This is a genomic window from Streptomyces sp. NPDC007945 (genome assembly GCF_042958885.1).
Lineage (GTDB): Bacteria > Actinomycetota > Actinomycetes > Streptomycetales > Streptomycetaceae > Streptomyces.
Genome location: NZ_JBIBJV010000006.1, coordinates 167,874 through 191,693, shown reverse-complemented (window position 1 = coordinate 191,693; position 23,820 = coordinate 167,874). Strand labels below are relative to the sequence as shown.

Annotated in this window: 23 protein-coding genes; 10 read left to right on the top strand and 13 right to left on the bottom strand. The window is 73.2% G+C overall.

All coding sequences use genetic code 11. The annotated features are described in order from the left end of the window. The first annotated feature begins 5 nt into the window (after positions 1–5). From ACFZCF_RS20535 to pssA, 6 genes are all read left to right on the top strand, one after another. On the top strand, positions 6–2,075 hold the full coding sequence (locus ACFZCF_RS20535) for a protein meaA (RefSeq protein WP_388445435.1): 2,070 nt from the start codon (positions 6–8) through the stop codon (positions 2,073–2,075). Further along, a complete protein-coding gene (locus tag ACFZCF_RS20530; protein WP_388445432.1) occupies positions 2,072–3,046 on the top strand; it encodes an HpcH/HpaI aldolase/citrate lyase family protein in 975 nt (324 codons plus the stop codon). The genes ACFZCF_RS20535 and ACFZCF_RS20530 overlap by 4 nt, the downstream gene beginning before the upstream one ends. 3 nt (positions 3,047–3,049) lie before the next feature. Continuing rightward, a complete protein-coding gene (locus ACFZCF_RS20525; RefSeq protein WP_116158043.1) occupies positions 3,050–3,574 on the top strand; it encodes a MaoC family dehydratase in 525 nt (174 codons plus the stop codon). Positions 3,575–3,577: 3 nt separating this feature from the next. Further along, positions 3,578–4,783, top strand: coding sequence for an acyl-CoA dehydrogenase family protein (locus ACFZCF_RS20520; RefSeq protein WP_388445429.1), 1,206 nt, complete (start codon positions 3,578–3,580; stop codon positions 4,781–4,783). A gap of 170 nt (positions 4,784–4,953) precedes the next feature. Next, complete coding sequence (locus ACFZCF_RS20515) at positions 4,954–5,610, top strand: phosphatidylserine decarboxylase (protein WP_388445426.1); 657 nt, start codon at positions 4,954–4,956, stop codon at positions 5,608–5,610. After that, a complete protein-coding gene (gene pssA, locus ACFZCF_RS20510) occupies positions 5,603–6,478 on the top strand; it encodes a CDP-diacylglycerol--serine O-phosphatidyltransferase (protein ID WP_388446312.1) in 876 nt (291 codons plus the stop codon). The genes ACFZCF_RS20515 and pssA overlap by 8 nt, the downstream gene beginning before the upstream one ends. A 58-nt stretch (positions 6,479–6,536) precedes the next feature. Here pssA and ACFZCF_RS20505 read toward each other — a convergent pair whose 3' ends face one another. The 6 genes from ACFZCF_RS20505 to ACFZCF_RS20480 all read right to left on the bottom strand — a co-directional run bounded on the left by ACFZCF_RS20505 (position 6,537) and on the right by ACFZCF_RS20480 (position 12,540). Then, positions 6,537–7,523, bottom strand: a complete 987-nt coding sequence (locus tag ACFZCF_RS20505) for a GNAT family N-acetyltransferase (protein ID WP_388445423.1) — start codon at positions 7,521–7,523, stop codon at positions 6,537–6,539. Positions 7,524–7,616: 93 nt separating this feature from the next. Next, positions 7,617–8,885 (bottom strand): ABC transporter substrate-binding protein, encoded by a 1,269-nt coding sequence (locus tag ACFZCF_RS20500; protein ID WP_388445420.1) that lies wholly within the window; start codon positions 8,883–8,885, stop codon positions 7,617–7,619. Further along, positions 8,882–9,940 (bottom strand): branched-chain amino acid ABC transporter permease, encoded by a 1,059-nt coding sequence (locus ACFZCF_RS20495; RefSeq protein WP_388446309.1) that lies wholly within the window; start codon positions 9,938–9,940, stop codon positions 8,882–8,884. Before ACFZCF_RS20495 ends, ACFZCF_RS20500 begins: the two co-directional genes overlap by 4 nt. Before the next feature lie 10 nt (positions 9,941–9,950). Then, the gene (locus tag ACFZCF_RS20490; protein WP_391287824.1) at positions 9,951–10,841 is read right to left on the bottom strand and encodes a branched-chain amino acid ABC transporter permease; all 891 of its coding nucleotides are present in this window, start codon (positions 10,839–10,841) and stop codon (positions 9,951–9,953) included. After that, positions 10,838–11,683: an ABC transporter ATP-binding protein gene (locus tag ACFZCF_RS20485; RefSeq protein ID WP_388445414.1), complete on the bottom strand. Its 846-nt coding sequence runs from the start codon at positions 11,681–11,683 to the stop codon at positions 10,838–10,840. The genes ACFZCF_RS20490 and ACFZCF_RS20485 overlap by 4 nt, the downstream gene beginning before the upstream one ends. Next, the gene (locus ACFZCF_RS20480; protein WP_388445411.1) at positions 11,680–12,540 is read right to left on the bottom strand and encodes an ABC transporter ATP-binding protein; all 861 of its coding nucleotides are present in this window, start codon (positions 12,538–12,540) and stop codon (positions 11,680–11,682) included. Before ACFZCF_RS20480 ends, ACFZCF_RS20485 begins: the two co-directional genes overlap by 4 nt. Positions 12,541–12,747: 207 nt before the next feature. Here ACFZCF_RS20480 and ACFZCF_RS20475 point away from each other — a divergent pair, with 207 nt between their 5' ends. After that, entirely contained in the window at positions 12,748–13,947 is a 1,200-nt protein-coding gene (locus tag ACFZCF_RS20475; RefSeq protein WP_388445408.1) for a PucR family transcriptional regulator, read from the top strand. A 40-nt stretch (positions 13,948–13,987) separates the two neighbouring features. On the opposite strand, the gene ACFZCF_RS20470 is transcribed toward ACFZCF_RS20475, so the two are convergent. Then, positions 13,988–15,139 (bottom strand): glycerate kinase, encoded by a 1,152-nt coding sequence (locus tag ACFZCF_RS20470; protein ID WP_388445405.1) that lies wholly within the window; start codon positions 15,137–15,139, stop codon positions 13,988–13,990. Between the two features lie 112 nt (positions 15,140–15,251). On the opposite strand from ACFZCF_RS20470, the gene ACFZCF_RS20465 reads away from it, so the two are divergent. Together ACFZCF_RS20465 and ACFZCF_RS20460 are read left to right on the top strand one after the other, a co-directional pair. Further along, positions 15,252–16,958 (top strand): BCCT family transporter, encoded by a 1,707-nt coding sequence (locus ACFZCF_RS20465; protein WP_391287820.1) that lies wholly within the window; start codon positions 15,252–15,254, stop codon positions 16,956–16,958. Between the two features lie 161 nt (positions 16,959–17,119). Then, entirely contained in the window at positions 17,120–17,614 is a 495-nt protein-coding gene (locus ACFZCF_RS20460) for an NUDIX domain-containing protein (protein WP_391287818.1), read from the top strand. 24 nt (positions 17,615–17,638) lie between these two features. Here the strand turns inward: ACFZCF_RS20460 and ACFZCF_RS20455 are convergent, their stop codons facing one another. Beyond that, the gene (locus ACFZCF_RS20455; protein WP_383461403.1) at positions 17,639–17,842 is read right to left on the bottom strand and encodes a type II toxin-antitoxin system VapB family antitoxin; all 204 of its coding nucleotides are present in this window, start codon (positions 17,840–17,842) and stop codon (positions 17,639–17,641) included. A 64-nt stretch (positions 17,843–17,906) separates the two neighbouring features. On the opposite strand from ACFZCF_RS20455, the gene ACFZCF_RS20450 reads away from it, so the two are divergent. Further along, entirely contained in the window at positions 17,907–18,623 is a 717-nt protein-coding gene (locus tag ACFZCF_RS20450; protein WP_391287817.1) for a Sir2 family NAD-dependent protein deacetylase, read from the top strand. Between the two features lie 165 nt (positions 18,624–18,788). On the opposite strand, the gene ACFZCF_RS20445 is transcribed toward ACFZCF_RS20450, so the two are convergent. From ACFZCF_RS20445 to ACFZCF_RS20425, 5 genes are all read right to left on the bottom strand, one after another. Beyond that, positions 18,789–19,307, bottom strand: a complete 519-nt coding sequence (locus tag ACFZCF_RS20445; RefSeq protein ID WP_388445392.1) for a methylated-DNA--[protein]-cysteine S-methyltransferase — start codon at positions 19,305–19,307, stop codon at positions 18,789–18,791. A gap of 12 nt (positions 19,308–19,319) precedes the next feature. Continuing rightward, entirely contained in the window at positions 19,320–20,789 is a 1,470-nt protein-coding gene (locus tag ACFZCF_RS20440) for an AlkA N-terminal domain-containing protein (protein ID WP_388445389.1), read from the bottom strand. Between the two features lie 57 nt (positions 20,790–20,846). After that, positions 20,847–21,626, bottom strand: a complete 780-nt coding sequence (locus tag ACFZCF_RS20435; RefSeq protein ID WP_391287816.1) for a metallophosphoesterase — start codon at positions 21,624–21,626, stop codon at positions 20,847–20,849. 105 nt (positions 21,627–21,731) lie between these two features. Then, positions 21,732–22,352 carry an L-threonylcarbamoyladenylate synthase gene (locus ACFZCF_RS20430; RefSeq protein WP_388445383.1) on the bottom strand — a complete coding sequence of 207 codons (621 nt, stop codon included), beginning with the start codon at positions 22,350–22,352 and terminating at the stop codon, positions 21,732–21,734. Positions 22,353–22,362: 10 nt separating this feature from the next. After that, on the bottom strand, positions 22,363–23,796 hold the full coding sequence (locus ACFZCF_RS20425; protein ID WP_388445380.1) for a phytoene desaturase family protein: 1,434 nt from the start codon (positions 23,794–23,796) through the stop codon (positions 22,363–22,365). Positions 23,797–23,820: the final 24 nt, after the last annotated feature.

The window sequence follows — 23,820 nt, the reverse complement described above, 5'->3', positions numbered from 1 at the left end:
CGCACATGACTGAGCGCCAGAAGGACCGGCCGTGGCTCATGCGGACCTACGCCGGTCACTCGACCGCCGAGGCCTCCAACGAGCTGTACCGGCGCAACCTCGCCAAGGGGCAGACCGGTCTGTCGGTCGCCTTCGACCTGCCGACCCAGACGGGTTACGACCCCGACCACGTCCTCGCCCGCGGCGAGGTCGGCCGGGTCGGCGTCCCGGTCTCGCACCTCGGTGACATGCGCCGGCTGTTCCAGGACATCCCCCTGGAGCAGATGAACACCTCGATGACCATCAACGCCACGGCGATGTGGCTCCTGGCGCTCTACCAGGTGGCCGCCGAGGAGCAGGGTGCGGACATCACCAAGCTCCAGGGCACCACCCAGAACGACATCGTGAAGGAGTACCTGTCGCGCGGGACGCACGTCTTCCCGCCCGGCCCCTCGCTCCGCCTCACGACGGACATGATCGCGTACACGGTCAACAACATCCCGAAGTGGAACCCGATCAACATCTGCAGCTACCACCTGCAGGAGGCGGGGGCCACTCCGGTCCAGGAGATCTCGTACGCGATGTCCACCGCCATCGCGGTCCTCGACTCCGTCCGCGCCTCGGGCCAGGTGCCCGAGGAGCGGTTCGGCGAGGTCGTCGCCCGCATCTCCTTCTTCGTGAACGCGGGCGTCCGCTTCATCGAGGAGATGTGCAAGATGCGCGCCTTCGGCCGCATCTGGGACAAGATCACGCTGGAGCGGTACGGCATCCAGGACGCCAAGCAGCGGCGCTTCCGCTACGGCGTCCAGGTCAACTCGCTCGGCCTGACCGAGGCCCAGCCGGAGAACAACGTCCAGCGCATCGTCCTGGAGATGCTGGCCGTCACCCTCTCCAAGGACGCCCGCGCCCGCGCCGTCCAGCTCCCGGCCTGGAACGAGGCCCTGGGCCTCCCCCGGCCCTGGGACCAGCAGTGGTCCCTGCGCATCCAGCAGGTCCTCGCCCACGAGTCGGACCTGCTGGAGTACGAGGACATCTTCGCCGGCTCGCACGTCGTCGAGGCCAAGGTCGACGCCCTCGTCACCGAGTGCCTCGCCGAGATCGACCGGATCCAGGAGATGGGCGGGGCGATGGCCGCCGTCGAGTCCGGCTACCTCAAGGCCCAGCTGGTCGCCTCGCACGCCGAGCGGCGCGCTCGGATCGAGTCCGGCGAGGACAAGATCGTCGGGGTCAACGTCTTCGAGACGACCGAGCCCAACCCGCTCACCGCCGACCTCGACACCGCCATCCAGACCGTCGACCCGGCCGTCGAGGCCCGGGTGGTCGAGGCCGTCACCCGCTGGCGCGCCGAGCGGCAGGAGTCCACGGACCGGCAGGGCAACGGCGACCCGTTCGTCTTCCCGACCACCCAGCAGGCCCTGGAGCAGCTCAAGGAGGCCGCGCGGGGCACCGAGAACCTCATGGAGGCCACTCTGGAGTGCGCCCGCGCGGGCGTCACGACCGGCGAGTGGGCCGGGGCGCTGCGCGAGGTCTTCGGCGAGTACCGCGCCCCCACCGGCGTCTCCTCCGCGCCGGTCGCCGTGCCGGCCGAGTCCGGCTCGCCGCTGGCCGAGGTCCGCCGCAAGGTCGACCGGACCGCCGCGGACCTGGGCATCGGCAAGCTCCGCTTCCTCGTCGGCAAGCCGGGCCTGGACGGACACTCCAACGGCGCCGAGCAGATCGCCGTCCGGGCCCGCGACGCCGGCTTCGAGGTGGTCTACCAGGGCATCCGGCTCACCCCGGAGCAGATCGTGGACGCCGCCCTGGAGGAGGACGTGCACGCCGTCGGCCTGTCGATCCTCTCCGGTTCGCACGCCCAGCTCGTCCCGGACGTCCTGGACCGGCTGAAGCAGGCCGGCGCGACCGACATCCCGGTCGTGGTCGGCGGCATCATCCCGAACGCCGACGGCGAGGAACTGCGCCGCGCGGGCGTCGCGGCGGTCTTCACGCCGAAGGACTTCGGCATCACGGAGATCATCGGCCGTATCGTCGACGAGATCCGGAAAGCCAACAAGCTCCGCCCCGTGGAAGAAAACGAAAGTACGGAGGTCCTCGCATGACCAGCACCGCCCCTTCCGTGAACCGGCTGCGCCCCCGCCGCTCCTGTCTCGCGGTGCCGGGTTCCAACCCGCGCTTCCTGGAGAAGGCCCAGGGCCTCGCCGCCGACCAGGTCTTCCTGGACCTGGAGGACGCCTGCGCGCCGCTGGCCAAGCCCGAGGCCCGCCACACCATCGTGAAGTTCCTCAACGAGGGCGACTGGACCGGCAAGACCCGCGTGGTCCGCGTCAACGACTGGACGACCCACTGGACGTACCGCGACGTCGTCACCGTCGTCGAGGGCGCCGGCCAGAACCTCGACTGCATCATGCTGCCGAAGGTCCAGGACGCCCAGCAGATCGTCGCGCTCGACCTGCTGCTCACCCAGATCGAGAAGACCATGGGCTTCGAGGTCGGCAAGATCGGCATCGAGGCGCAGATCGAGAACGCCCAGGGCCTGACCAACGTCAACGCCATCGCGCAGGCCTCGCAGCGCGTGGAGACGATCATCTTCGGCCCGGCCGACTTCATGGCCTCCATCAACATGAAGTCCCTCGTCGTCGGCGAGCAGCCGCCCGGCTACCCGGCGGACGCGTACCACCACATCCTGATGAGCATCCTGATGGCGGCCCGCGCCAACAACCTCCAGGCGATCGACGGCCCCTACCTCCAGATCCGCAACCAGGAGGGCTACAAGGCGGTCGCCCGGCGCGCCGCCGCCCTGGGCTTCGACGGCAAGTGGGTGCTCCACCCGGACCAGGTCGCCGCCGCGAACGAGATCTTCTCGCCCTCGCAGGAGGACTACGACCACGCCGAGCTGATCCTCGACGCGTACGACTACTACACGTCCGAGGCCGGCGGGAAGAAGGGCTCCGCGATGCTCGGCGACGAGATGATCGACGAGGCCTCCCGCAAGATGGCCCTGGTCATCTCCGGCAAGGGCCGCGCCGCCGGCATGCAGCGCACGTCGAAGTTCGAGATCCCGGAGGCCTGACCCATGCAGTTCGGACGCACCTACGAGGAGTTCGAGGTCGGCGCGGTCTACAAGCACTGGCCCGGGAAGACGGTCACCGAGTACGACGACCACCTCTTCTGCCTCCTCACCATGAACCACCACCCGCTGCACATGGACGTGAACTACGCGGAGAACACGACCGACTTCAAGCGGAACGTGGTGGTGGGCAACTACATCTACTCGCTGCTGCTCGGCATGTCCGTGCCGGACGTCTCCGGCAAGGCCATCGCCAACTTGGAGATCGAGTCGCTGCGGCACGTGGCGCCGACCTTCCACGGCGACACCATCTACGGCGAGACCACGGTCCTCGACAAGACCCCGTCCAAGTCGAAGACGGACCGCGGGATCGTGTACGTCGAGACCAAGGGCTACAAGCAGGACGGCACCCTCGTCTGCGTCTTCCGCCGCAAGGTGATGGTCCCGACCGCCGAGTACATCGACGCGCGCGGCGGCGAGCAGCCCGGCCGCCCCGAGCTCATCGAGCCTTCCAAGAAGTCGGAGAAGTAAGCCATGGCGCGACTCGCCCAGACCCACGGTCTGACCGATGTCCAGCAGGAGATCCTCGCCACCGTGCGGGACTTCGTCGACAAGGAGATCATCCCTGTCGCGACCGAGCTGGAGCACCGCGACGAGTACCCCCAGCAGATCGTGGACGGGCTCAAGGAGCTCGGCGTCTTCGGTCTGATGATCCCCGAGGAGTACGGGGGCCTGGGTGAGTCGCTGCTCACCTACGCGCTCTGCGTGGAGGAGATCGCCCGCGGCTGGATGTCGGTCTCCGGCATCATCAACACCCACTTCATCGTCGCGTACATGCTGAAGCAGCACGGCACCCAGGAGCAGAAGGAGTACTTCCTTCCGCGGATGGCGGCCGGCGAGACGCGCGGCGCGTTCTCGATGTCGGAGCCGGGCCTCGGCTCGGACGTGTCGGCCATCACCTCGAAGGCGGTCAAGGACGGCGACGAGTACGTCCTCAACGGCCAGAAGATGTGGCTCACCAACGGCGGCACGTCGACGCTGGTGGCCGTGCTCGTCCGAAGTGACGAAGGCCACCCCGAGGGCACGGCGCCCCACAAGTCGATGACGACCTTCCTCGTCGAGAAGGAGCCCGGCTTCGGAGAGGTCCGCCCGGGCCTCACCATCCCCGGCAAGATCGACAAGATGGGCTATAAGGGCGTCGACACGACCGAGCTCATCATGGACGGGCTGCGTATTCCGGCCAATCGTGTCCTCGGCGGCGTCACCGGGCGAGGGTTTTACCAGATGATGGACGGTGTCGAGGTCGGGCGCGTCAACGTGGCGGCCCGTGGTTGCGGCGTCGCGCAGCGTGCGTTCGAACTGGGCGTCCAGTACGCGCAGCAGCGTCAGACCTTCGGAAAGCCGATCGCGCAGCACCAGGCCATCCAGTTCAAATTGGCCGAAATGGCTACCAAGGTCGAGGCCGCCCATGCCATGATGGTGAACGCAGCACGCAAAAAGGACTCCGGGGAACGAAACGACCTCGAAGCAGGGATGGCGAAGTACCTCGCCTCCGAGTACTGCAAGGAGGTCGTGGAGGATGCCTTCCGCATTCACGGCGGCTACGGGTTCTCGAAGGAGTACGAGATCGAGCGGCTCTACCGCGAGGCGCCGATGCTGCTCATCGGTGAAGGTACCGCCGAGATCCAGAAAATGATCATTGGCCGCCGCCTCCTGGAGGAGTACCGCTTCCAGGGCTGATTGTCGGTTTTGAGTCGATTCGGCCGCGAAGAAGATCACACCCCGTGTTCGTCTTCCGGCCGTCGACTCGGTTCCTGGCTTGCCCAGTTGCGCCCCGCAACCGATAGCATCGCCGGAAAGCCGCCGTCCCCCCGTTGCCAGCGCGGCATCATCCGCTACGAAGGTCATCCATGCCCCACAGCCCAGACTCTGCACACCGCGACAGCCTCAAGGGCGCCCGCATCGCACGCGGAGCGTCGCCGTGGCTCCTGCCGACCGTCGCCACGGCGGCGCTCAGCCTCGCGCGCTCCGGCCGCTCGAAGCGCGCCCGGGCCATCGCCGTGCCGACCACCGCGCTCGCGGCCGGCATGCTGTGGTTCTTCCGCGACCCCGAGCGCGAGATCGCTCAGGGCCGGGTCATCTCCCCCGCCGACGGCGTGGTGCAGAGCATCATGCCGTGGAAGGACGGGCGCACCCGGGTCGCCATCTTCATGAGCCCGCTGAACGTGCACGTCAACCGTGCGCCGATGGCCGGCACGGTGACCTCGGTGGAGCACGTCCCCGGCGGCTTCGTCCCGGCCTTCAACAAGGAGTCCGAGAACAACGAGCGCGTCGTCTGGCACTTCGACACCGAGCTCGGTGACATCGAGATGATCCAGATCGCGGGTGCCGTGGCGCGGCGCATCGTGCCGTACATCCCGCAGGGGACGAAGGTCGAGCAGGGTGACCGCATCGGTCTGATCCGCTTCGGCTCGCGCGTCGACATCTACCTCCCGGAGGGTGTCGAGGTCGCCGTCGAGGTCGGGCAGACCACGACCGCGGGGGTGACTCGCATTGACCGTGATTGATCCCGACACACGAGCCGCCGAGTGGGGCGCCGACGCCGATGCGGAGGCGGCCCAGGAGGCGGAGGAGATGCCGCTGTCGCTGAGGCTGTCCATAGCGGACGCCCTCACGCTCGGTAACGCCACGTGTGGCTTCATGGCGGTGTACTTCACCACCACGGGCATCCTCATCCCGCACCTCACCGGCAGCACGGAGACCGGGATGGCGCGCAACAGCGCCGCCACCGCGGTGATACTGATGCTGTGCGCGGCGATCTTCGACCTCTTCGACGGCATCGTGGCGCGCAAGCTCCGCAGCTCGCCGATGGGCGCCGAGCTCGACAACCTCTCGGACCTGATCAGCTTCGGTCTGGCCCCGGCGTACTTCGTGCTCGTCTACGGCATGGTCGCGGACGACGCACAGCAGAAGGTCTCGGCGGTCGCCGCGATCGTGGTGCTGCTCGCCGTGGTGCTGAGGCTGGCGCGGTTCTCCTGCGTGACCATGAAGGACGGCATGTTCCAGGGCATGCCGAGCCCCTTCGGCGCGCTGACGGTGGTCTCGATCATCCTCTTGGAGCTCCCCTTCATCCCGACGCTGCTGGCGATCATCGGCACGGCGTGGCTGATGGTGAGCCGGGTCGAGTACCCGAAGCCGCGGGGCGTCCTCGCGGCGGCCATGCTCAGCTGGATCGTCGGGGCGATGGCCATGCTGGCCGCGTGGGCCTTCGACGCCCCCGGCGGTCAGTTCCTGCTCCAGGCCGGCTGCGCCCTCCAGGTCGTGCTGGGCGCCGTGATCCCCCTCTTCGCGACGGCCCGCCGAGTGAACACCTTCCGCGGCAACCGCCGCGAGAGCCGGGAGGCCCGGCAGGCGGAGGCGGCGCAGCTGCGCTGACCCGCCGTCGTACGGAACGGCCGAAGGGCCCGGAAGCATCGCGCTTCCGGGCCCTTCGTCATGCCGCCAGGAGCTTGTAGTAGAGGGTCGTGGGCCGCAGGACCCCGGACGGGTCCGCGGCGTAGTCGGGGATGGTGCCGGCCGCCGTCCAGCCCGCTCCCCGGTACAGCCGCTCGGCGGGGCTGTCGGTCTGGGTGTCCAGGACGAGGAGGGTGAGGCCGGTGGCGGCCGCGTGGGCCTCGGCGGCGGCCAGGAGGCGCCGGCCGAGCCCCCGGCCGCGGGCCGCGCGGTGGACGAGGAGCCGGGCGATCTCGCCGCGGTGGCGGCCGTTGGCGGTGCCGGCGCGCACGAGGGTGACGGCCCCGGTGACGGCGCCGTCCGGCCCGAAGGCCGCCCACACGTCCCGGGTGCCCGCGGTCCCGGCCCACCAGGCGGCCGCCTCGGCGGGCTCCAGGGGCGCCGGGAAGCCCACGGAGGCGCCGCCGTCCACCGCGTCCACCAGGAGGGCGGCGAGCCCCTCGGCGTGCCGCCGTACGGCGTCGGGGGCGAGGAGCTCGACGCGGTCGCCGGGGGCGAGGCGCTTCTCCAGGCAGAGCAGCCCGGGGCGGTCGTCCCAGGACGGGGCGGGCTCGAAGCCGAGCTTGCGGTAGAGGGCGAGGGGGCCCCGCCGCCACTCCCAGACGGTCAGCCGGACCCGCTCGGCCCCGGCTGCGGCGGCCCGCCGCAGCGCCTCGCCCATCAGCGCTCCCGCGAGTCCCCGGCCGCGGGCGTCCGGTTCGACCCACACCCGCTTGACCTCGGGCACCGGGCCGGCCTTCAGGACGAGGCAGCCGACGGCCTCGCCCGTCTCCGGGGCGGCGGCGAGCAGCACGGTGTCGGCGGCGAAGGCGGCGACGGGGTCCTCGGCCTCGGCGCGGCGGGCGGCCGGGAGGTCGGCGGGCCCGGTCACCGCGGCGCCCTTCTCGGCCTCGGTGGCCAGGTGGTAGGCGGTGAGCAGGGCGGGCAGGCGCGGGTGGGCGGCGTTCTCCTCGATCAGGACGTTCATGGTCCGAGCATCACACCGGAAGATTTCCGCCAGGTGACGCGACCGCGGGGAGAGGACGGGTTCGTCCTCTCCCCGCGGTCGTGTCGGCGCCGGTCAGGGGGTGTAGGTCCGGGCCGCCTCCGCGGCGAAGGGCTGCCGGACCGTACGCATCCCGCCGGGGACCTTCTTGTCGGGCTGGAGGATGACGGACTGGCGCGACGACGGGGCCTTCGGGTCGCTGAAGTCGTGGGTCATGCCGAAGCCGGGGTCGTGGGCGCTGAGGATGAGGAGCGCCTTGGCGACGCCCTCGCGGCTGAGGTCGCCCTTGTCGCACGCCTTCCGCAGGATCTCGCCGAAGGCGGACGCGGCGGTCCAGCCGGCGACGACGCCGTTGTCGAGGCCGTCGTCCGGGTAGGCGGCCGCGTAGTCGGTCGCGAGCTTCTTCGCGACCGGGGTGTCGGCGCCGATGGGGAGGCTCGGGGAGGCGAACCAGTACATCTTCTCCAGGGCCGGACCGGCCTGGGTGCCGAGGAGCTGGGGGGCGAAGGCGGAGTTGTTGCCGACGACGGGGACGCGGAGGCCGGTCGCGGCGGCCACCCCGACCAGGGAGGCGGCCTGGCGCGGTCCTGCGCTGACGAGGACGGCCTTCACCCCGGCCTGCTTGAGGGCGGCGACCTGCGCCGACATGTCGTTGTCGGTCGGCTTGATCTTCTGCTCGACGATGGTCAGGCCGGCCTGCTCGGCGGCGTGCTTCGAGCCCTTGAGGGCGTTCTCGCCGTAGTCGCCCTCGAAGTAGACGTGCCCGAGCTTGTCGCCCTTCGTCAGCCCCTTCTCGGTGACGAGGAAGTCGACGGCGTTGATCGTCTCGACGTCGTAGGTGGCGCCCAGGACGCGGATGTACGGGGAGCCGAGGAGGGAGGCCGACCAGGCCTGGGGCATGACCAGGCCCTTGTCCTGGCCGTCGACGCGCTGCTTGACGGCGGCGACGAACGGGGAGCCGATGAACTGGGGGAAGCCGACGACCTTGGGCTCCAGCTCGGTGTAGGCGGCGAGCGCCTTCTGGGGGTCGTAGCCGTGGTCGCGGACGGTCAGCTCCAGCTTGCGGCCGCAGATGCCGCCGGCGGCGTTGACCTGCTTCACGTACAGCTGCTGGGCCTGGGTGACGCTCTTGCCGAGGGTGGCGTACACGCCGGTCATGTCGGTGAGGGCGCCGAGGGCGATGGTGGTGTCGGTGACGCCCTCGCCGGTCTTGATGCCACCGGCGCCGGTCTCCTTGCCGTCGCCGGTCTTCGCCTTGGAGCTGCATCCCGCGGCGGTGAGCACGACGAGGGTGGCGAGCGCCGCGGCGAGGCCCCGCACGGCCGCCTGTCGTCTGTGGGTCATCGAGTCTCCCCTGAGGGTCGGTGGATCGGGGTTCGCGCGACGAGCCTCACGAGGCCGCCGGGCAGGAAGAGGACGGTGCCGACGACGGCGGCGCCGTAGAGGTAGCGGGCGGCCTCGCCGGGGGCGATGCCGCCGGTGCCGGGGGCGGAGACCAGCGGCAGGGCTTCGGCGTACCGGTTCAGGAGCTGCGGCAGCAGGGCGACGAAGACGCCGCCCGCGACCGCTCCGGCGACGGAGCCGAGCCCGCCGATGACGATCATCGCCAGGTACTCCAGGGAGAGCGCCATGCCGAAGTACTCGGGCACGGTCCGCTGGAAGACCAGGGCGAGCAGGACGCCGGCGAGGCCCGCGTACATGGAGGACAGGACGAAGACGGCGGCGCGGTGCCGGGCGACCGGGATGCCCATGACGCCGGCGGCGATGCGGTGGTCGCGGATGGCGTTCATGGCGCGTCCGGGGCGGCCCCGGAGCACCCCGCGGGCGAACAGGACCCCGCCGAGGAGCAGTGCCAGGCCCAGGTACCAGAGCTTCTCGACGGCGCCGAAGGGCACCTGGGCGACGAGGAGTTCGGTGTCGTCGAAGGTGAGGCCGAAGAGGTTCAGCGGCGGGACCGCGCGGCCGTTGTAGCCGCCGGTGAGGTCGTGGGCGTTGAAGAGGACGTGCTGGCCGATGAAGATCAGCGCGAGGGTGGCGATGCCGAGGTACGCGCCGTGCAGCCGGCCCGCGATGGGGCTGAACGCCCCGCCGGCGAGGCCCGCGAGGCCGACGGCGAGGACGGCGGCGAGCCAGCCGGGCAGACCGAGGCCGGCGAGCCCGTCGGTGCCGTCGCCGGCGAGGGCGCAGTAGCCGTAGGCGCCGACGGCGAGGAAGAAGGCGTGGCCCATGGAGAGCTGGCCGGTGGCGCCGGTGAGGAGGTTGATGCCGATGGCGCCGATGGCGGCGGCGATGGCGAAGAGCCCGGCCTGGAGCCAGAAGCGGTCCAGGTAGAAGGGGAGGACGAGGGCGACGACGCCGCCGAGACCGGCGGCGGCCCGGGCGTAGGCCCCGGCGGGGATCCTGCGGCGCTCAGACACGGGCGAGCTCCTTCGTGCCGAAGAGGCCGGCCGGGCGGATCAGCAGCACGGCGACCATGACCAGGTAGGGGGCGAGGTCGCCGATCCCGCGGCCGAGGAAGGCCAGGTCGGACTGGTAGCCGGTGGCGAGGGACTCGGTGACGCCGACGATCAGTCCGCCGGCGAGCGCGCCGGTGGTGGAGTCGAGGCCGCCGAGGATGGCGGCGGGGAAGGCCTTGAGGGCGGCGAGCGAGGTGCTCTTCTCCAGGCCGGGGGTGGGGAAGACGGTGAGGAAGAGCGCGGCGACGGCCGCCAGGCCCCCGGCGACCGCCCAGGCGCCGAGCGAGACCCTGCCGAGCCGTACGCCCATCAGGGCCGCGGTCTCCTGGCTCTCGGCGGCGGCCCGCATGGCCACGCCCCAGGAGGTGTGCCGGAAGGCGAGCAGGAAGGCGGTGATGAGGAGGGCGGCGGCGAGCAGGGCGGCGATCCGGGTCTCGGCGATCGTCACCGGGCCGAGGGTGACGACGGCGTCGCCCCACGGGTCGCCGAGGGCGAGGATGTCGGTGCCGATCCGGCGGGTCAGCTCGGTGGCGAGGAGGATGTCGACGCCGATGGTGACGATGGCGAGGACGCTGTGGTCGGAGCCCCGGTGGCGGCGCATGACGAGGAACTCGACGGCGGCGCCGACGACGGCCGCGCCCGCGACGCCGGCGGCCAGCGCGGGCCAGAAGCCGAGCGGTTCGTGGAGGACGGCGACGAGGTAGCCGCCGGCCAGGAGCAGCGAGGCGTGGGCGAAGTTGACGACCTCGGTGGCGCGGAAGATGACGACGAAGCCGAGGGCGATGAGGGCGTAGACGGAGCCCAGGGAGAGCCCGTTGATGAGGAACTCCGCGAAGGTGCTCACGCGGCGGTCTCCTCTCCGAGGTAGGCGCGGACGACCGCCGGGTCGTTCTGTACGTCGGCGGGGCTGCCGTCGGCGATGCGGCGGCCGAATTCGAGGACGGTGACGGAGTCGGCGAGCCGCATGACGAGGCCCATGTCGTGCTCGACGAGGAGCACGGAGATGCCGAGGCCGTCGCGGACGCCGGCGATGACGGCGGCGGTGCGGCGGCGTTCGTCGGCGGTCATGCCGGCGACGGGTTCGTCGAGGAGGAGCAGGGTGGGCTCCATGCAGAGGGCGCGGGCCAGTTCGGCGAGTTTCTGCTGTCCGTACGGGAGGGAGCCCGCGGGTTTCGCGAGCTGGTCGCCGAGGCCGACGAAGTCGGCGATCTCGCGGACCCGGGCCCGGTGCCGGGCCTCCTCGCGGGCGGCGGACGGCAGCCGGAGCCCGGCGGCGAGGAAGCCGGTGCGGGTGAGCCGGTGGCGGCCGAGCATGAGGCTGTCCTCGACGGTGGCGCGCGGCGGCAGCGCCAGGTTCTGGAAGATCCGGCCGACGCCGAGGTCCGCGATCCGGTGCGGGGGCAGTTCGGTGAGCTCGTGGCCGCCGAGGCGTACGGAGCCCGAGGTGGCCCGGTACACGCCGGAGAGCACGTTGAAGCACGTGGACTTGCCGGCGCCGTTGGGCCCGATGAGGGCGTGCACGGTGCCGGGGCGGACGGTGAAGTCGACGGCGTCGAGGGCGGTGAGTCCGGCGAAGCGGACGGTGAGGCCGGTGACGGTGAGGGCGGGGACGTCGTCGCGGGCCGGTGCGGGGCCGGGCGCGGGGGTGCGGGGGGCGGGCACGGCCGGCTCGTCCGGGGTGGTCATCGGGGTGTCTCCTTGCGGCGCGGGCCGCGGGCGGGGGCCCGGGCCGCTTCGTCCCAGCGGGACAGGACGGGGTGGGCGGCGCGGGCGCGGGCGGCGTCCTCCGCCGCCTCGGCGTCCACGACGCCGAGGTAGCGGCGGCGGACCTCGTCCGAGGCGGCGAGTTCGTCGGCGGGGCCGGCGAGGGTGACCTCGCCGACCTCCAGGACGTACGCGTGGGAGGCGAGCTTCAGGGCCAGCGCCGCGTTCTGCTCGACGAGGAGGACGGCCGTGCCCTGGGCGTTGATCTCCCGGACGGCGTCGGCGATCCGGGCGGCCATCAGCGGGGCGAGCCCGAGCGAGGGCTCGTCGAGGAGGAGCAGTTCGGGGGCGGCCATGAGGGCGCGGCCGACGGCGAGCATCTGCTGTTCGCCGCCGGAGAGCAGCCCGGCGGGCTGCCGGGCGCGCTCGGCGAGGACGGGGAAGAGTTCGTGGACGCGGCGCAGGGCGGCGGCCTTGGCGGTGCGGTCGCCGCGCCGGGCGAGGCCGCCGGCCCGGAGGTTGTCCTCGACGGTCATGCGGGCGAAGACCTGGCGGCCCTCGGGGACCTGGCAGACGCCGGCGGCGACGACGCGGTCGGGCGGCAGCCCGTCGAGCGGCCGGCCGGCGGCGGCGACCGTGCCGGAGACCACGGCGCCGCCGTGGAACCGCAGGGTGCGCGAGACCGCCCGCAGCAGTGTGGACTTGCCGGCGCCGTTGCCGCCGAGGACGGTGACGACGGCCCCGGCGGGCACGGTCAGCGAGACGCGCCTCAGCGCGTGCACCGGTCCGTATCCCGCCGTCAGGTCCGTCACCGTCAGGGCGGGTGCGGTACCTCCCATGACTCCCCTTTCCCCGGCCGCCGTTGTTACCCGTGCGTGCTACTCGGCCGTTCGGTCGCTCACCCCAGCACCGCGCCGGAGGGTCCGTCCACGCCCGGCGCCGCAATCGCTGCCGTTGACCAGCGGGGCCGCCGGAGGGCTGTGCACGCGCACAACACCGCGCGTCAGGGCGTTGCCGTGGGGCGCGGGGCAGTGGATGCTCCCGGCATGGGACGGCGCAGACGGCGGACCGGTGACGACTGGAAGGTGCTCGCGCGTGCGTGCACGGCGCTTCTGGAGCGGGTGCCGGAGCTGGTGGACGAGCATCTGGCGGAACTGCACGCGTACGAGCCCGCCTACGGGCGGATCGTGCCGTACGACCAGCACTGGCAGGAGGCGCACGAGGCGATCAGGATCGGCATCGAGATGATCTCGGCTCCCCGGCACTCGCCCCGGCGGGACCTGGAGCACGCGGAGCTGATGGGCCGGCGGCGGGCCGAGCAGGGCATGCCGCTGGAGCTGGTGGTGCACGCGTACCGGCACGCGGGGCATCTGGTGTGGGACGCGCTGATCGAGGGCGCGGGCCCGGACGCGGCCCAGCTGGCGGCGCTGATGCAGTCGGCGACGACCGTGTGGTCGGCGGTGGACGCCCAGGCGGACCGGGCCTCGGAGGCGTACCGGGCGACGGAGGCGGAGCTGCGCCGGCGCACGGACGAGCAGCTCCAGGCGCTCCTCGACGCCCTCCTGGAGGGAGAGCGGACGCCGGAGGTGGTGGCGCGGGCGGCGGCGGGCCTGGATCTGCCGGAGCTCGGGCGGTACGCGGTGGTGGTGCTGCGGCCGGACCGCCGGGAGGAGCGGGAGCCCTTCCACCGCCAGGTGCGGGCGGAGGGGTTGCGGTTCCTGTGGCGGATGCGGGCGGACTGCGAGATCGGGGTGGTGGCGCTCGCCGAGGGCACGGGCCTCGACGCGCTGGCGGAGCTCCTCGACGGGCGGGCCCCGGGCCCGGGCGGCATCAGCCCGGTCGTCACGGGCCTGACGGAGCTGGGTCGCGCCCGCCGGCTCGCGGAACTCGCCCTGCGCACCTGCCCGCCCGGCAGCCGTCAGGTGGTCCGCCTGGACCGGCGGATGGCGGGCGCCCTGATCGTCGGCCGGCCGGATCTGGCGGAGCTCCTGGTGACGGACGTCCTCGGCGGCCTGCTGGAACTGGACCCGGCGGACCGCGCGGTCCTCCTGGAGACGCTGGACGCCTGGCTGGACTGCGAGGGCTCGGCGGGCCGCGCGGCGGGCCGTCTCTACTGCCACCGCAACACCGTCTTCAACCGGCTGCGGCGCCTGGAGCAGTTGACGTCCCGGTCGCTGTCCCGGCCGCGGGACCTGACGGAGATGACGCTGGCCCTGGACGCCTTCCGGCTGACGGCGCAGGGGTGAGGCTCGGGGCCGGACGCCCGGGGCGTCCGGCCCGGGCGCGCTACGCCAGGAAGTCGCGGGCGATGTGCGCGGCGACCTCTTCCAGGAGGGGGCCGGCGTTCGGGATGGACTTGGCCGGGTCCGGCTCCAGGGCGGAGAGGGGGTAGGCGCGGCGGATGCCGGCGGCGCCGAGGGTCTCGGGCGGGAGGGCCAGGCGGCCGCAGACCGCGACGACCTCCTTGCCGGCCGCGCGGGCCGCCGCCGCGACGCCCGCGGGGGCCTTGCCGTGGAGGGTCTGCTCGTCGAGGGAGCCCTCGCCGGTGATGACGAGGGTGGCGCGCTCCAGGGCGGGGGCGAAGCCGAGGACCTCCAGCATCAGCTCGATGCCGGGGCGGAAGCCCGCGCCGAGGAGGAGGGCGCCGTAGCCGATGCCGCCGGCGCCGCCCGCGCCGGGCGAGGCGGCGAGTTCGGTGGCCTTCGGCCCGATCGTCTTCTCCAGGACCCGGGCGTAGTGCGCGAGGGCCGTGTCCAGGGTCTCGACGTCCTCGGGCGTGGCGCCCTTCTGCGGGCCGTAGACGGCGGGCGCGCCCTTGGGGCCGGTCAGCGGGTTGTCCACGTCGCTGGCGAGGACGAGATCGACGTCGGCGAAGCGCGGGTCGAGGGCGGTCAGGTCGGCGGAGGCGAGCTCCGCGAGGGCCGCGCCGCCGGGGCCGACGGGTTCGCCGTCGGCGTCGAGGAAGCGGGCGCCGAGCGCGGCGAGCATGCCGGCGCCGCCGTCGGTGGTGGCGCTCCCGCCGACGCCGAAGACGATCGTGGTGGCGCCGGCGTCGAGCGCCGCGCGCAGCAGCTCGCCGGAGCCGTACGTCGTGGCGGTCAGCGGGGCGAACGTGCCGGCGGGGAGGAGCTGGAGGCCGGACGCCTCCGCCATCTCGACGACCGCGGTGGTGCCGCGCAGCGCGAACGCGGCGGTGACCGGGTCGCCGACCGGTCCCGTCACCCGTACCTCGTGGCGGTCGAAGCCCGCCGCGACGGCCGCCGCGACCGTGCCGTCGCCGCCGTCGGCGACGGGCAGGGCCTCGACCGAGAGGCCGGGGACGACCCTCCGGAGCCCCGCCGTGACCCGCTCCGCGACCTGCACGGCCGTGAGCGAGCCCTTGAACTTGTCGGCCGCCACGAGCACGTGAGCGACCTGAGTTGCTGCTCCGTCCGTCACCTTGCATCCCTTGCTTTCGAACAGGCAGTCGCGCCAGGGCCGACCCTATCCGTACGGCCAGACGGCGTGCCACCCCCGGGTAAAGGGAAATGTCCCACCATAGTGGGCTCACATGAGCACGGATATGAACGAGGGGCCGTCCCCGGATCACGTACCGGAACGGCACGCGCCCGACGCGCGGGTCATCGGGATCGGCGTGGCCGCCGTCGTGGGGGTGGTCGCCTGGGCGGCACTCGGCAAGGACTCCTTCGACAGCGCCTCCTCCGCCGCCCTCTCCTGGGTCCTCTCCAACTTCGCCTGGCTGTTCGTGGTCGCCGCGGACGCCTTCCTGGTGCTGTGCGTGGTGCTCGCCCTGAGCCGGTTCGGCCGGATCCGGCTCGGCGCGGACGACTCCGAGCCGGAGTTCACCAACCTGGCGTGGATCGCGATGATGTTCAGCGCCGGCATGGGCATCGGCCTGATGTTCTACGGCGTCGGCGAGCCGCTCCAGCACTTCCTGACCCCGCCGCCGGGCGGCGGCCCGGCGGGGACGGGCGCGGCGGCCCGGACGGCGATGGAGTACTCCTTCTTCCACTGGACGCTGACGCCGTGGGCGATCTACGGCATCGCCGGCCTGGCCCTGGCGTACGCGGGTTTCCGCAAGGGCCGCGGCAACCGGCTGAGCAGCGCCTTCGTCCCGCTCCTGGGCGAACGCCGGGCCGCGTCCTGGCAGGGCAGGGCGATCGACCTTCTCGCGGTCTTCGCGACCGTCTTCGGCACGGCGACCAGCCTGGGCCTGGGCGCGCTCCAGGTGGCGGAGGGGCTGAACCTCACGATGGGCGTCGAGGCCTCCACGACCACCGAGCTGATCATCATCGTCTCGCTGTCGGCGGCGTTCGTCCTGTCGGCCTTCTCGGGCCTGCACAAGGGCGTGAAGTGGCTGTCGACGCTGAACATCGTGCTCGCCGCCTGCCTGGCGCTCTTCGTCTTCCTGCTCGGGCCGACCGTGTACGTCCTCGACACGATCCCGGCCTCGGTCGGCGGTTACCTCCACGAGCTGCTGCCGATGGCCAGCCGCACCGGCGCGTTCACCGACCGGGACTGGCTGGGCGCGTGGACGATCTTCTACTGGGCCTGGTGGCTGTCCTGGGCGCCGTTCGTCGGCACGTTCATCGCCCGGATCTCCCGCGGCAGGACGATCCGGGAGTTCCTGGTGGGGGTGCTGCTCGTGCCGTCCGGGGCGACGGTCGTCTGGTTCTGCGTGATGGGCGGCACCGCGATCCGCCTGGAGTCGACCGGCGAGGCCGACCTTGCGACGGCGGTGAAGGACGGGGCGGAGGCCTCGCTCTTCGCGATGCTGGAGGCGCTGCCGCTCGGCACGTTCACCTCGGTCGTGGCGATGCTCCTGGTGATGACGTACTTCGTCACCAGCGCCGACTCGGCCTCGCTCGTCATGGGCTCGCTGACCAGCCGCGGCTCGCTGCACCCGCCGACCTGGCTGGTGGTGACCTGGGGCGTGCTCATGGCGGCCGTCGCCGCCGTGCTCCTGGTCGCGGGCGGCCTGAACTCCCTCCAGACGGCGACGATCCTGGTGGCCCTGCCGTTCGTCGTGGTGATGCTGCTGCTCTGCTGGGCGCTGGTGCGGGAGCTCCGCGAGGACCCGGGCGCGGGCCCGGCCCGCCACCACGCCCTGCACGGCATGCGGGACGCGGTACGGGCCCTGGTCGGCGAGGCGATGACCGAGCAGGGCAGCGGCTCGCGGCACCACCGGCTGCGCCGCGCGGCCCGCTCCCGCACCGACGCGGAGGGCGACGAACCGCCGCGGGACGGAGGGGCGTGACGGGCGGCCCGGCGGCGCGTCGACCGGCGGCGGCTGCGGCTGCGGCTGCGGAGGTACCGGGGCCCGCCGCGCGGCCGGGCGCGCGGCCCGGTGTACGGCTTCGCCGGGGCGCGGGCCCGTCGACCGCCCGCGCGGACGCCGCACCTGGCTACGCTGGCGCCGTGACTGTCACCGATTACGCCACGTACATCGCCGGCCTCCCCCGGGTCCTCGCCGGTGCCGCCGTGCTCTTCCGGGACGGCCGGGGCCGGATCCTCGTCGTGGAGCCGACCTACCGCGAGGGCTGGGTCCTGCCGGGCGGCACGGTCGAAGCCGACGCGGGCGAGACGCCCCGGCAGGCGGCCCGCCGGGAGACCCTGGAGGAGATCGGCCTGGACGTGCCGCCGGGCCCGCTGATCGCGGTGGACTGGTCGCAGAGCCCGGCCCGGCCTCCGGTGGTGGCCTATCTGTACGACGGCGGGGTGCTCCCCGAGGAGCGGTTCGCGGAGATCCGGCTCCCGGAGGCCGAGCTGGCCTCCTGGAAGCTGATCGAGCCGGCCGAGGTGCCGGCCCACCTCCAGGGCAGCCTCGGCCCCCGGGTGCTGGCCGCCCTGCGCGCCCTGGCCGACGGGAGCGGCCCGGCAGAGCTGGTGAACGGCCTGCCCGCGCAGGCCTGACCCCCCGTCACCCGGGGGCGGTGGTCATCCCTGCGGGGGCTCCGGCGGCAGCGTCTCGCCGGTGCGGTTCGCCTCGTCGCGGGTGGCGGTCCTCGCCTCCGTGCGGTGGCCGCGCGCGATGTAGTCGCGCACGACGGCCTCCACGGCGTCCTGCGGGCTGCCGACGCCCGCCAGGACCATGACTTCCACGACGAGTTCGGCGTCGAGCGCGATGTTCACCTTGGCCATGTGCGGAACCTAGCACCGGGAAACCCGGTCGCGGGAGCCGGTCGGGGATGCCTACCCTCCCGCCATGACGATGGTCGCGATCCTCAGCGGTGCCGGTATCTCCACGGACTCGGGCATCCCGGACTACCGGGGGCCGAACGGCCTGTGGCGGCGGGACCCCGAGGCCGAACGGCTGGTCACCTACGGGCCGTACATGGCCGACCCGGAGGTCCGCCGCCGCTCCTGGCTGATGCGGCGCGACGCCCCGGTCCTGACGGCGGAGCCCAACGCGGCGCACCGCGCGATCGCGGCGTACGAGCGGACAGGGAACGCGCTGCGGGTGATCACGCAGAATGTGGACGGTCTGCACCAGGCCGCCGGGGTGCCGGACCGCAAGGTGTTCGAACTGCACGGCACCGCCCGCTCGGTGGTGTGCACGGCCTGCCACGCCCGCTCGTCGATGGCCGCGGCCCTGGAGCGGCTGGACGCCGGTGATCCGGACCCCGCCTGCCTGGACTGCGGCGGGATCCTGAAGCCGGCGACCGTGATGTTCGGGCAGCGCCTCGACCCGGTGGTCCTCGGCAACGCGATGTCCGTGGCCAAGGCCGCCGAGGTGTTCGTCGCGGTCGGCACGAGCCTCCAGGTGCAGCCCGCGGCCTCGCTGGCCGGCATCGCGGCCGAGCACGGGGCCCGGCTGATCATCGTGAACGCCGAGCCGACCCCGTACGACCCGCTGGCCGCCGAGGTCCTGCGCGAACCGATCGGCACCGCCCTGCCGGCGCTCTTGGAGCGGCTGGGCTGACTAGGGCCTGTCGTCAAACTCCCGCCTGCCCCACACGCACTCTCGCCGCACCGGGCACAAGGCCGAGTACGTCCCGTACGAGGCCTCGCGCCCGGCACGCCGAGAGCACGCACCTGACGCCGCGGGGCCGCCCTCCGGGCGACGGCGGGAGTTTGACGACAGGCCCTAGAACAGCGCGTCCGGGGCGGCCGCGCCCGACTCGAAGGCGAGCAGCCGCCGCTTGCGGTCCAGGCCGCCGCCGTAGCCGGTGAGGCTGCCGCCGGAACCGATGACGCGGTGGCAGGGGACGATGACGCTGACGGGGTTCTTGCCGTTCGCCAGGCCGACCGCGCGGGAGGCGCTCGGGGTGCCGAGGGCCTCGGCGAGTTCGCCGTACGTGCGGGTCTCCCCGTACGGGATGAGCCGGAGCTGCTCCCAGACGCGCAGCTGGAACGGGGTGCCCTCCAGGTGGAGCGGCAGGTCGAACTCGGTGAGCTCGCCGTCGAAGTAGGCGTCGAGCTGGCGGATCACCTCACCGAACGGGCGGGGGTCGCGCTCACCGAAGCTCTCCTCGGGCGGGCGGTGGCGCTGGCCGGTCATGTGGACGCGGCTGAGGACGCCGTCGACGGCCACCAGGGTCAGCGGCTCGTAGGGGCTGTCCACGACCGTGTGCACGACCGTGCGGGACGCGGCGGTGCGGAGCATGGCGGAACTTCCTTAGGCGGGGAGGTGGTTGATGGGGTGGCTGTCGGTCGCCCAGAGGTACTGGACGGCGTACGCGCGCCAGGGCGCCCAGTCGGCGGAGCGGGCGGTGAGCGCGCCGGGACTGCCGGGCAGGCCGAGGCCCACGGCGGCGCGGCGGATGCCGAGGTCGCCGGGGAGGAAGGCGTCGGGGTCTCCGAGCGCCCGCATGGCGATGATCTCGGTGGTCCAGGGGCCGAAGCCGGGCAGCGCGAGCAGCCGGGCGCGGGTCTCGGCGCGGTCGGTGTCCGGGCCGAGGGCGAGGCTGCCGTCGGCGAGCGCGCCGACGAGGGTCAGCAGGGTGGTGCGGCGGCTCCGGGGCAGGGCCAGGGTCTCGGGATCGAGCGCGGCCAGCGCCCCGGGCGTCGGGAAGAGGTGCGTGAGGCCGCCCTCGGGATCCTCGACGGGCACACCGTGGGCGGTGACGAGCCGGGCCGCGTGAGTGCGGGCGGCGGCCGTGGAAACCTGCTGGCCGAGGACGGCCCGGACCGCGAACTCGGCCGGGTCGACGGTGCCCGGGACGCGGCGGCCGGGCGCCTTGTCGACGAGCGGGGCGAGCAGCGGGTCGGCGCGCAGCCGGTCGTCGACGGCGACGGGGTCGGCGTCGAGGTCGAGGAGGCGGCGGCAGCGGCTGATCGCGTGGGTGAGGTCCCGGGGGTCGGTGAGCGAGAGCCGGCAGGCGATGTGGTCGGGGCGCGGGGCGAGCGCGACGATCCCGTGCCCGTACGGGAGGGCGAGGGTGCGGCGGTAGGCGCCGTCGCGCCACTCCTCGACGCCCGGGACGGCGGTGGCGGCGAGGTGGCCGAAGAGGTTGGACGGCTCCAGCGGGGCGCGGAAGGGCAGCCGCAGGCTGATCACGCCGGGCGGGTGGGGCGCGGCGGGCCGGGCCGCGCGGGCGCGCAGTTCGCCGGGGCTGAGGTCGAAGACCTGGCGGACCGTGTCGTTGAAGGAGCGGATGGAGGAGAAGCCGGCGGCGAAGGCGATCTCGGCGAAGGGCAGCGCCGTCGTCTCGACGAGGGTGCGGGCGGTCTGGGCGCGCTGGGCGCGGGCCAGGGCGAGCGGGCCCGCGCCCAGCTCGGCGAGGAGCTGGCGCTCGATCTGCCGGGTGGACCAGCCGAGGCGGCGGGCGAGCCCGGGGACGCCCTCCCGGTCGACGACCCCGTCCTGGATCAGGCGGACGGCGCGGGCGACGGCGTCGGCCCGCACGTTCCACTCCGGGGAGCCGGGGCTGGTGTCGGGCCGGCACCGCTTGCAGGCCCGGAACCCGGCCCGCTGGCAGGCGGCGGCGCTGGGGTGGAACTCCATGTTCTCGGGCTTGGGCGGGACGGCCGGGCAGCTGGGGCGGCAGTAGATCCGGGTGGTGCGGACCGCGGTGAAGAAGACGCCGTCGAAGCGGGCGTCCTTGGACTGGACGGCCCGCACACAGCGCTCGGTCTCGGTGTGCATGGATCCAGGATCGAGGATGCGCGGGCCCTCCGGCTGGCAGAAAAACGACATGGACGTTCAGCCGGAGACCGGCACCGTCCGGAAGTGGGTGGTGATCCGCCCGTCGTCGCCGAGGACGTGGAAGGCGACACCGGGCGGGGTGTCCAGGTGGACGTGCGGGCTGTCGGGGCCCGGGTGCTCCCAGGGCAGCCGGATGGTGGAGACGGTGCCGGGGGCGACCAGCAGCGGACGGCCGGCGAAGGTGGTGGCGGCGGCGGTGTGGGCGTGGCCGGCGAGGAAGGCGGTGAGGTGGGGGTGGCGGGCGGCGAGCGCGGCGAGCCGGTCCTCGCCGTACTGCCGGATCTCGTCGACGTACGGGGTGTGCAGCGGCACCGGCGGGTGGTGGAAGGCGACGAGGACGGGCGTGTCGTGCGGGGTGTCGGTGAGGACGCGGTCCAGCCACTCCAGGGTGGTGTCCTCCAGGTGGCCGTCGTGCTTGCCGGGGATCGAGGAGTCGCAGACGGCGAGGACGAAGCCGTCACCGCGCAGCACCTGGTCGACGGGGGCGGTGGGCGCCGGGTCGCCGTCCTCCTGGAGCAGCGGCGCGAGGCCCGCCCGGAAGGCGGCGCGGTCGTCGTGGTTGCCGGGGCAGACGACGAGCGGGTGGCGGCCGGTCAGGAGCGCGCGGGCGGCGTCGTACTCGGCGGGGGCCCCGGTGTCGGCGATGTCACCGGAGACGAGGACGGCCGCCAGGTCGTACGGGAGCTCCTCCAGGTGGCGCAGGACGGCGCGTGTGCGCGCGGTGGCGCGCTCCTGCGCGTCGATGTGGATGTCGCTGACGTGGGCGATGACGATCACGCGCGGGCCTCCGGCGGTCGGGGTGGACGGTGGTTCACCCGGTCGACCGTACGGTGATCACGCGGGGCTCGTAAGGGCCACCGCCCGGGAGGTGGCCCCGCTCGCTCACTCGAAGCGGGCGGGGTCCCCGGCGCCGACGCGGACGATCTCGGGGTCGCCGCTGGAGAAGTCGACGACGGTGGTGGGCACGGTGCCGCATTCGCCGGAGTCGAGGACGGCGTCCACCTGGTGGTCGAGGCGCTCCTTGATCTCCCAGCCCTGGGTGAGCGGCTCCTCCTCGTCGGGCAGCAGGAGGGTGCTGGAGAGCAGGGGTTCGCCGAGTGACGCGAGCAGCGCCTGGGTGACGACGTGGTCGGGGATGCGGACGCCGACGGTCTTCTTCTTCGGGTGGAGGAGCTGCCGGGGCACCTCCTTGGTGCCGGGCAGGATGAAGGTGTACGCGCCGGGGACGGCGGACTTGACGGCGCGGAAGACCCGGTTGTCGATGTGCACGAGCTGGCCGAGCTGGGCGAAGTCCGCGCACATGAGGGTGAAGTGGTGCCGGTCGTCGAGGCGGCGGATCTCCCGGATGCGGGTGAGTCCCTCGTGGTTGCCGATCCGGCTGCCGAGGGCGTAGCAGGAGTCGGTGGGGTAGGCGATGAGCCCGCCCTTGCGGATCGAGTCGGCCACGCCGTCGATGATGCGCGGCTGCGGGTTCTCGGGGTGCACGTCGATGTACTTCGCCATGGGTCCGAGTCTAGGTTCCCCGGCCGTCGGACTTCCTGAGGTGGCGCCAGACGTCCTTGGCGGCGTTGTGCCCGGACATGCCGTGGACGCCGGGGCCCGGCGGGGTGGCGGAGGAGCAGAGGAAGACCGCGGGGTGGGGGGTGCGGTACGGCCACGGGGAGAGGGTGGGGCGCAGCAGGAGCTGGAGGCCGCGGGCGGCGCCGCAGGCGATGTCGCCGCCGATGTAGTTGGCGTTGCGTGCGGCGAGTTCGGGCGGTCCCGCGGTGGCGCGGGCGAGGATCCGGTCGCGGAAGCCGGGGGCGAAGCGCTCGATCTGCCGCTCGATCGCGTCGGTGAGGTCGCCGCGCCAGCCGTTGGGCACGTGGCCGTACGCCCAGAAGACGTGCTTGCCCTCGGGGGCGCGGGTGGGGTCGACGAGGCTGGGCTGGGCGGTGATGAGGAACGGCGTCTCGGGGGCGGAGCCGGAGGAGGCCTGGCGCAGGGCGGTGTCGATGGCGCGGGCGGTGGGGCCGACCTGCACGGTGCCGGCCCGGCGGGCGGCCTCGGCGGTCCACGGGACGGGCCCGTCGAGGGCGTAGTCGATCTTGAAGGCGGAGGCGCCGTACCGGTAGTGGGCGTAGTGGTGGGCGCCGAAGCCGGTGATGCGGGCGAGGGCGGTGGGCGAGGTGTCGAAGAGGTAGGCGCGGGCGGGCGGCAGGTCGTCGAGGCGCTTGACCTCGTAGCCGGTGTGGACGGTGCCGCCGAGCTCGGTGAGGTACGCGGTGAGGGCGTCCGGGATCGCCTGGGAGCCGCCGCGGGGCACCGGCCAGCCGACGGCGTGCGCGGCGAGCGCGAAGACGAGGCCGACGGCGGAGGTGGCGAGGCCGTCGAGCGGCGCGATGACGTGGCCGACCAGACCGGCGAAGAGGGCGCGGGCCTTCTCGTCGCGGAAGCGGCGCAGCAGCCAGGTGGAGGGCGGCAGTCCGGTGAGGCCGAAGCGGGCGAGGCCGACCGGGTCGCGGGGCAGCGCGGTGAGCGGCAGCTGCATGAAGTCGCGGAAGAGCGCCTCCCACCGGCCGAGGAAGGGGGTGACGAGTCGGCGGTAGGTGCCGGCGTCGCGCGGCCCCAGGGAGGCGGCGGTCTCGGCGACGGAGCGGGAGAGGACGACGGCGGTGCCGTCGTCCCAGGGGTGCGCCATGGGCAGTTCGGGGTGGAGCCACTCCAGGCCGTACCGGTCGAGCGGCATGGTTCGGAAGACCGGCGAGCCGACGCCCAGCGGGTGGACGGCGGAGCAGGGGTCGTGGCGGAAGCCGGGAAGGGTCAGCTCCTCGGTGCGGGCTCCGCCGCCGACGGTCTCCTTCGCCTCGAACACGGCCACCGAGTGGCCGCGGCGGGCCAGCTCCACGGCGGCGGTCAGTCCGTTGGGCCCGGCCCCCACGACGACGGCGTCGAGCAGTGACGTCACCTCGGGCTCCTCAGGTCGGCCGGT

Excerpts from the sequence above, each read along its gene's own strand:
- ACFZCF_RS20535 (WP_388445435.1), top strand. The coding sequence starts at position 6 with ATGACTGAGCGCCAGAAGGACCGGCCGTGGCTCATGCGGACCTACGCC.
- ACFZCF_RS20530 (WP_388445432.1), top strand. The coding sequence starts at position 2,072 with ATGACCAGCACCGCCCCTTCCGTGAACCGGCTGCGCCCCCGCCGCTCC.
- ACFZCF_RS20525 (WP_116158043.1), top strand. The coding sequence starts at position 3,050 with ATGCAGTTCGGACGCACCTACGAGGAGTTCGAGGTCGGCGCGGTCTAC.
- ACFZCF_RS20520 (WP_388445429.1), top strand. The coding sequence starts at position 3,578 with ATGGCGCGACTCGCCCAGACCCACGGTCTGACCGATGTCCAGCAGGAG.
- ACFZCF_RS20515 (WP_388445426.1), top strand. The coding sequence starts at position 4,954 with ATGCCCCACAGCCCAGACTCTGCACACCGCGACAGCCTCAAGGGCGCC.
- ACFZCF_RS20505 (WP_388445423.1), bottom strand. The coding sequence starts at position 7,523 with ATGAACGTCCTGATCGAGGAGAACGCCGCCCACCCGCGCCTGCCCGCC.
- ACFZCF_RS20500 (WP_388445420.1), bottom strand. The coding sequence starts at position 8,885 with ATGACCCACAGACGACAGGCGGCCGTGCGGGGCCTCGCCGCGGCGCTC.
- ACFZCF_RS20485 (WP_388445414.1), bottom strand. The coding sequence starts at position 11,683 with ATGACCACCCCGGACGAGCCGGCCGTGCCCGCCCCCCGCACCCCCGCG.
- ACFZCF_RS20480 (WP_388445411.1), bottom strand. The coding sequence starts at position 12,540 with ATGGGAGGTACCGCACCCGCCCTGACGGTGACGGACCTGACGGCGGGA.
- ACFZCF_RS20475 (WP_388445408.1), top strand. The coding sequence starts at position 12,748 with ATGGGACGGCGCAGACGGCGGACCGGTGACGACTGGAAGGTGCTCGCG.
- ACFZCF_RS20465 (WP_391287820.1), top strand. The coding sequence starts at position 15,252 with ATGAGCACGGATATGAACGAGGGGCCGTCCCCGGATCACGTACCGGAA.
- ACFZCF_RS20455 (WP_383461403.1), bottom strand. The coding sequence starts at position 17,842 with ATGGCCAAGGTGAACATCGCGCTCGACGCCGAACTCGTCGTGGAAGTC.
- ACFZCF_RS20450 (WP_391287817.1), top strand. The coding sequence starts at position 17,907 with ATGACGATGGTCGCGATCCTCAGCGGTGCCGGTATCTCCACGGACTCG.
- ACFZCF_RS20445 (WP_388445392.1), bottom strand. The coding sequence starts at position 19,307 with ATGCTCCGCACCGCCGCGTCCCGCACGGTCGTGCACACGGTCGTGGAC.
- ACFZCF_RS20440 (WP_388445389.1), bottom strand. The coding sequence starts at position 20,789 with ATGCACACCGAGACCGAGCGCTGTGTGCGGGCCGTCCAGTCCAAGGAC.
- ACFZCF_RS20430 (WP_388445383.1), bottom strand. The coding sequence starts at position 22,352 with ATGGCGAAGTACATCGACGTGCACCCCGAGAACCCGCAGCCGCGCATC.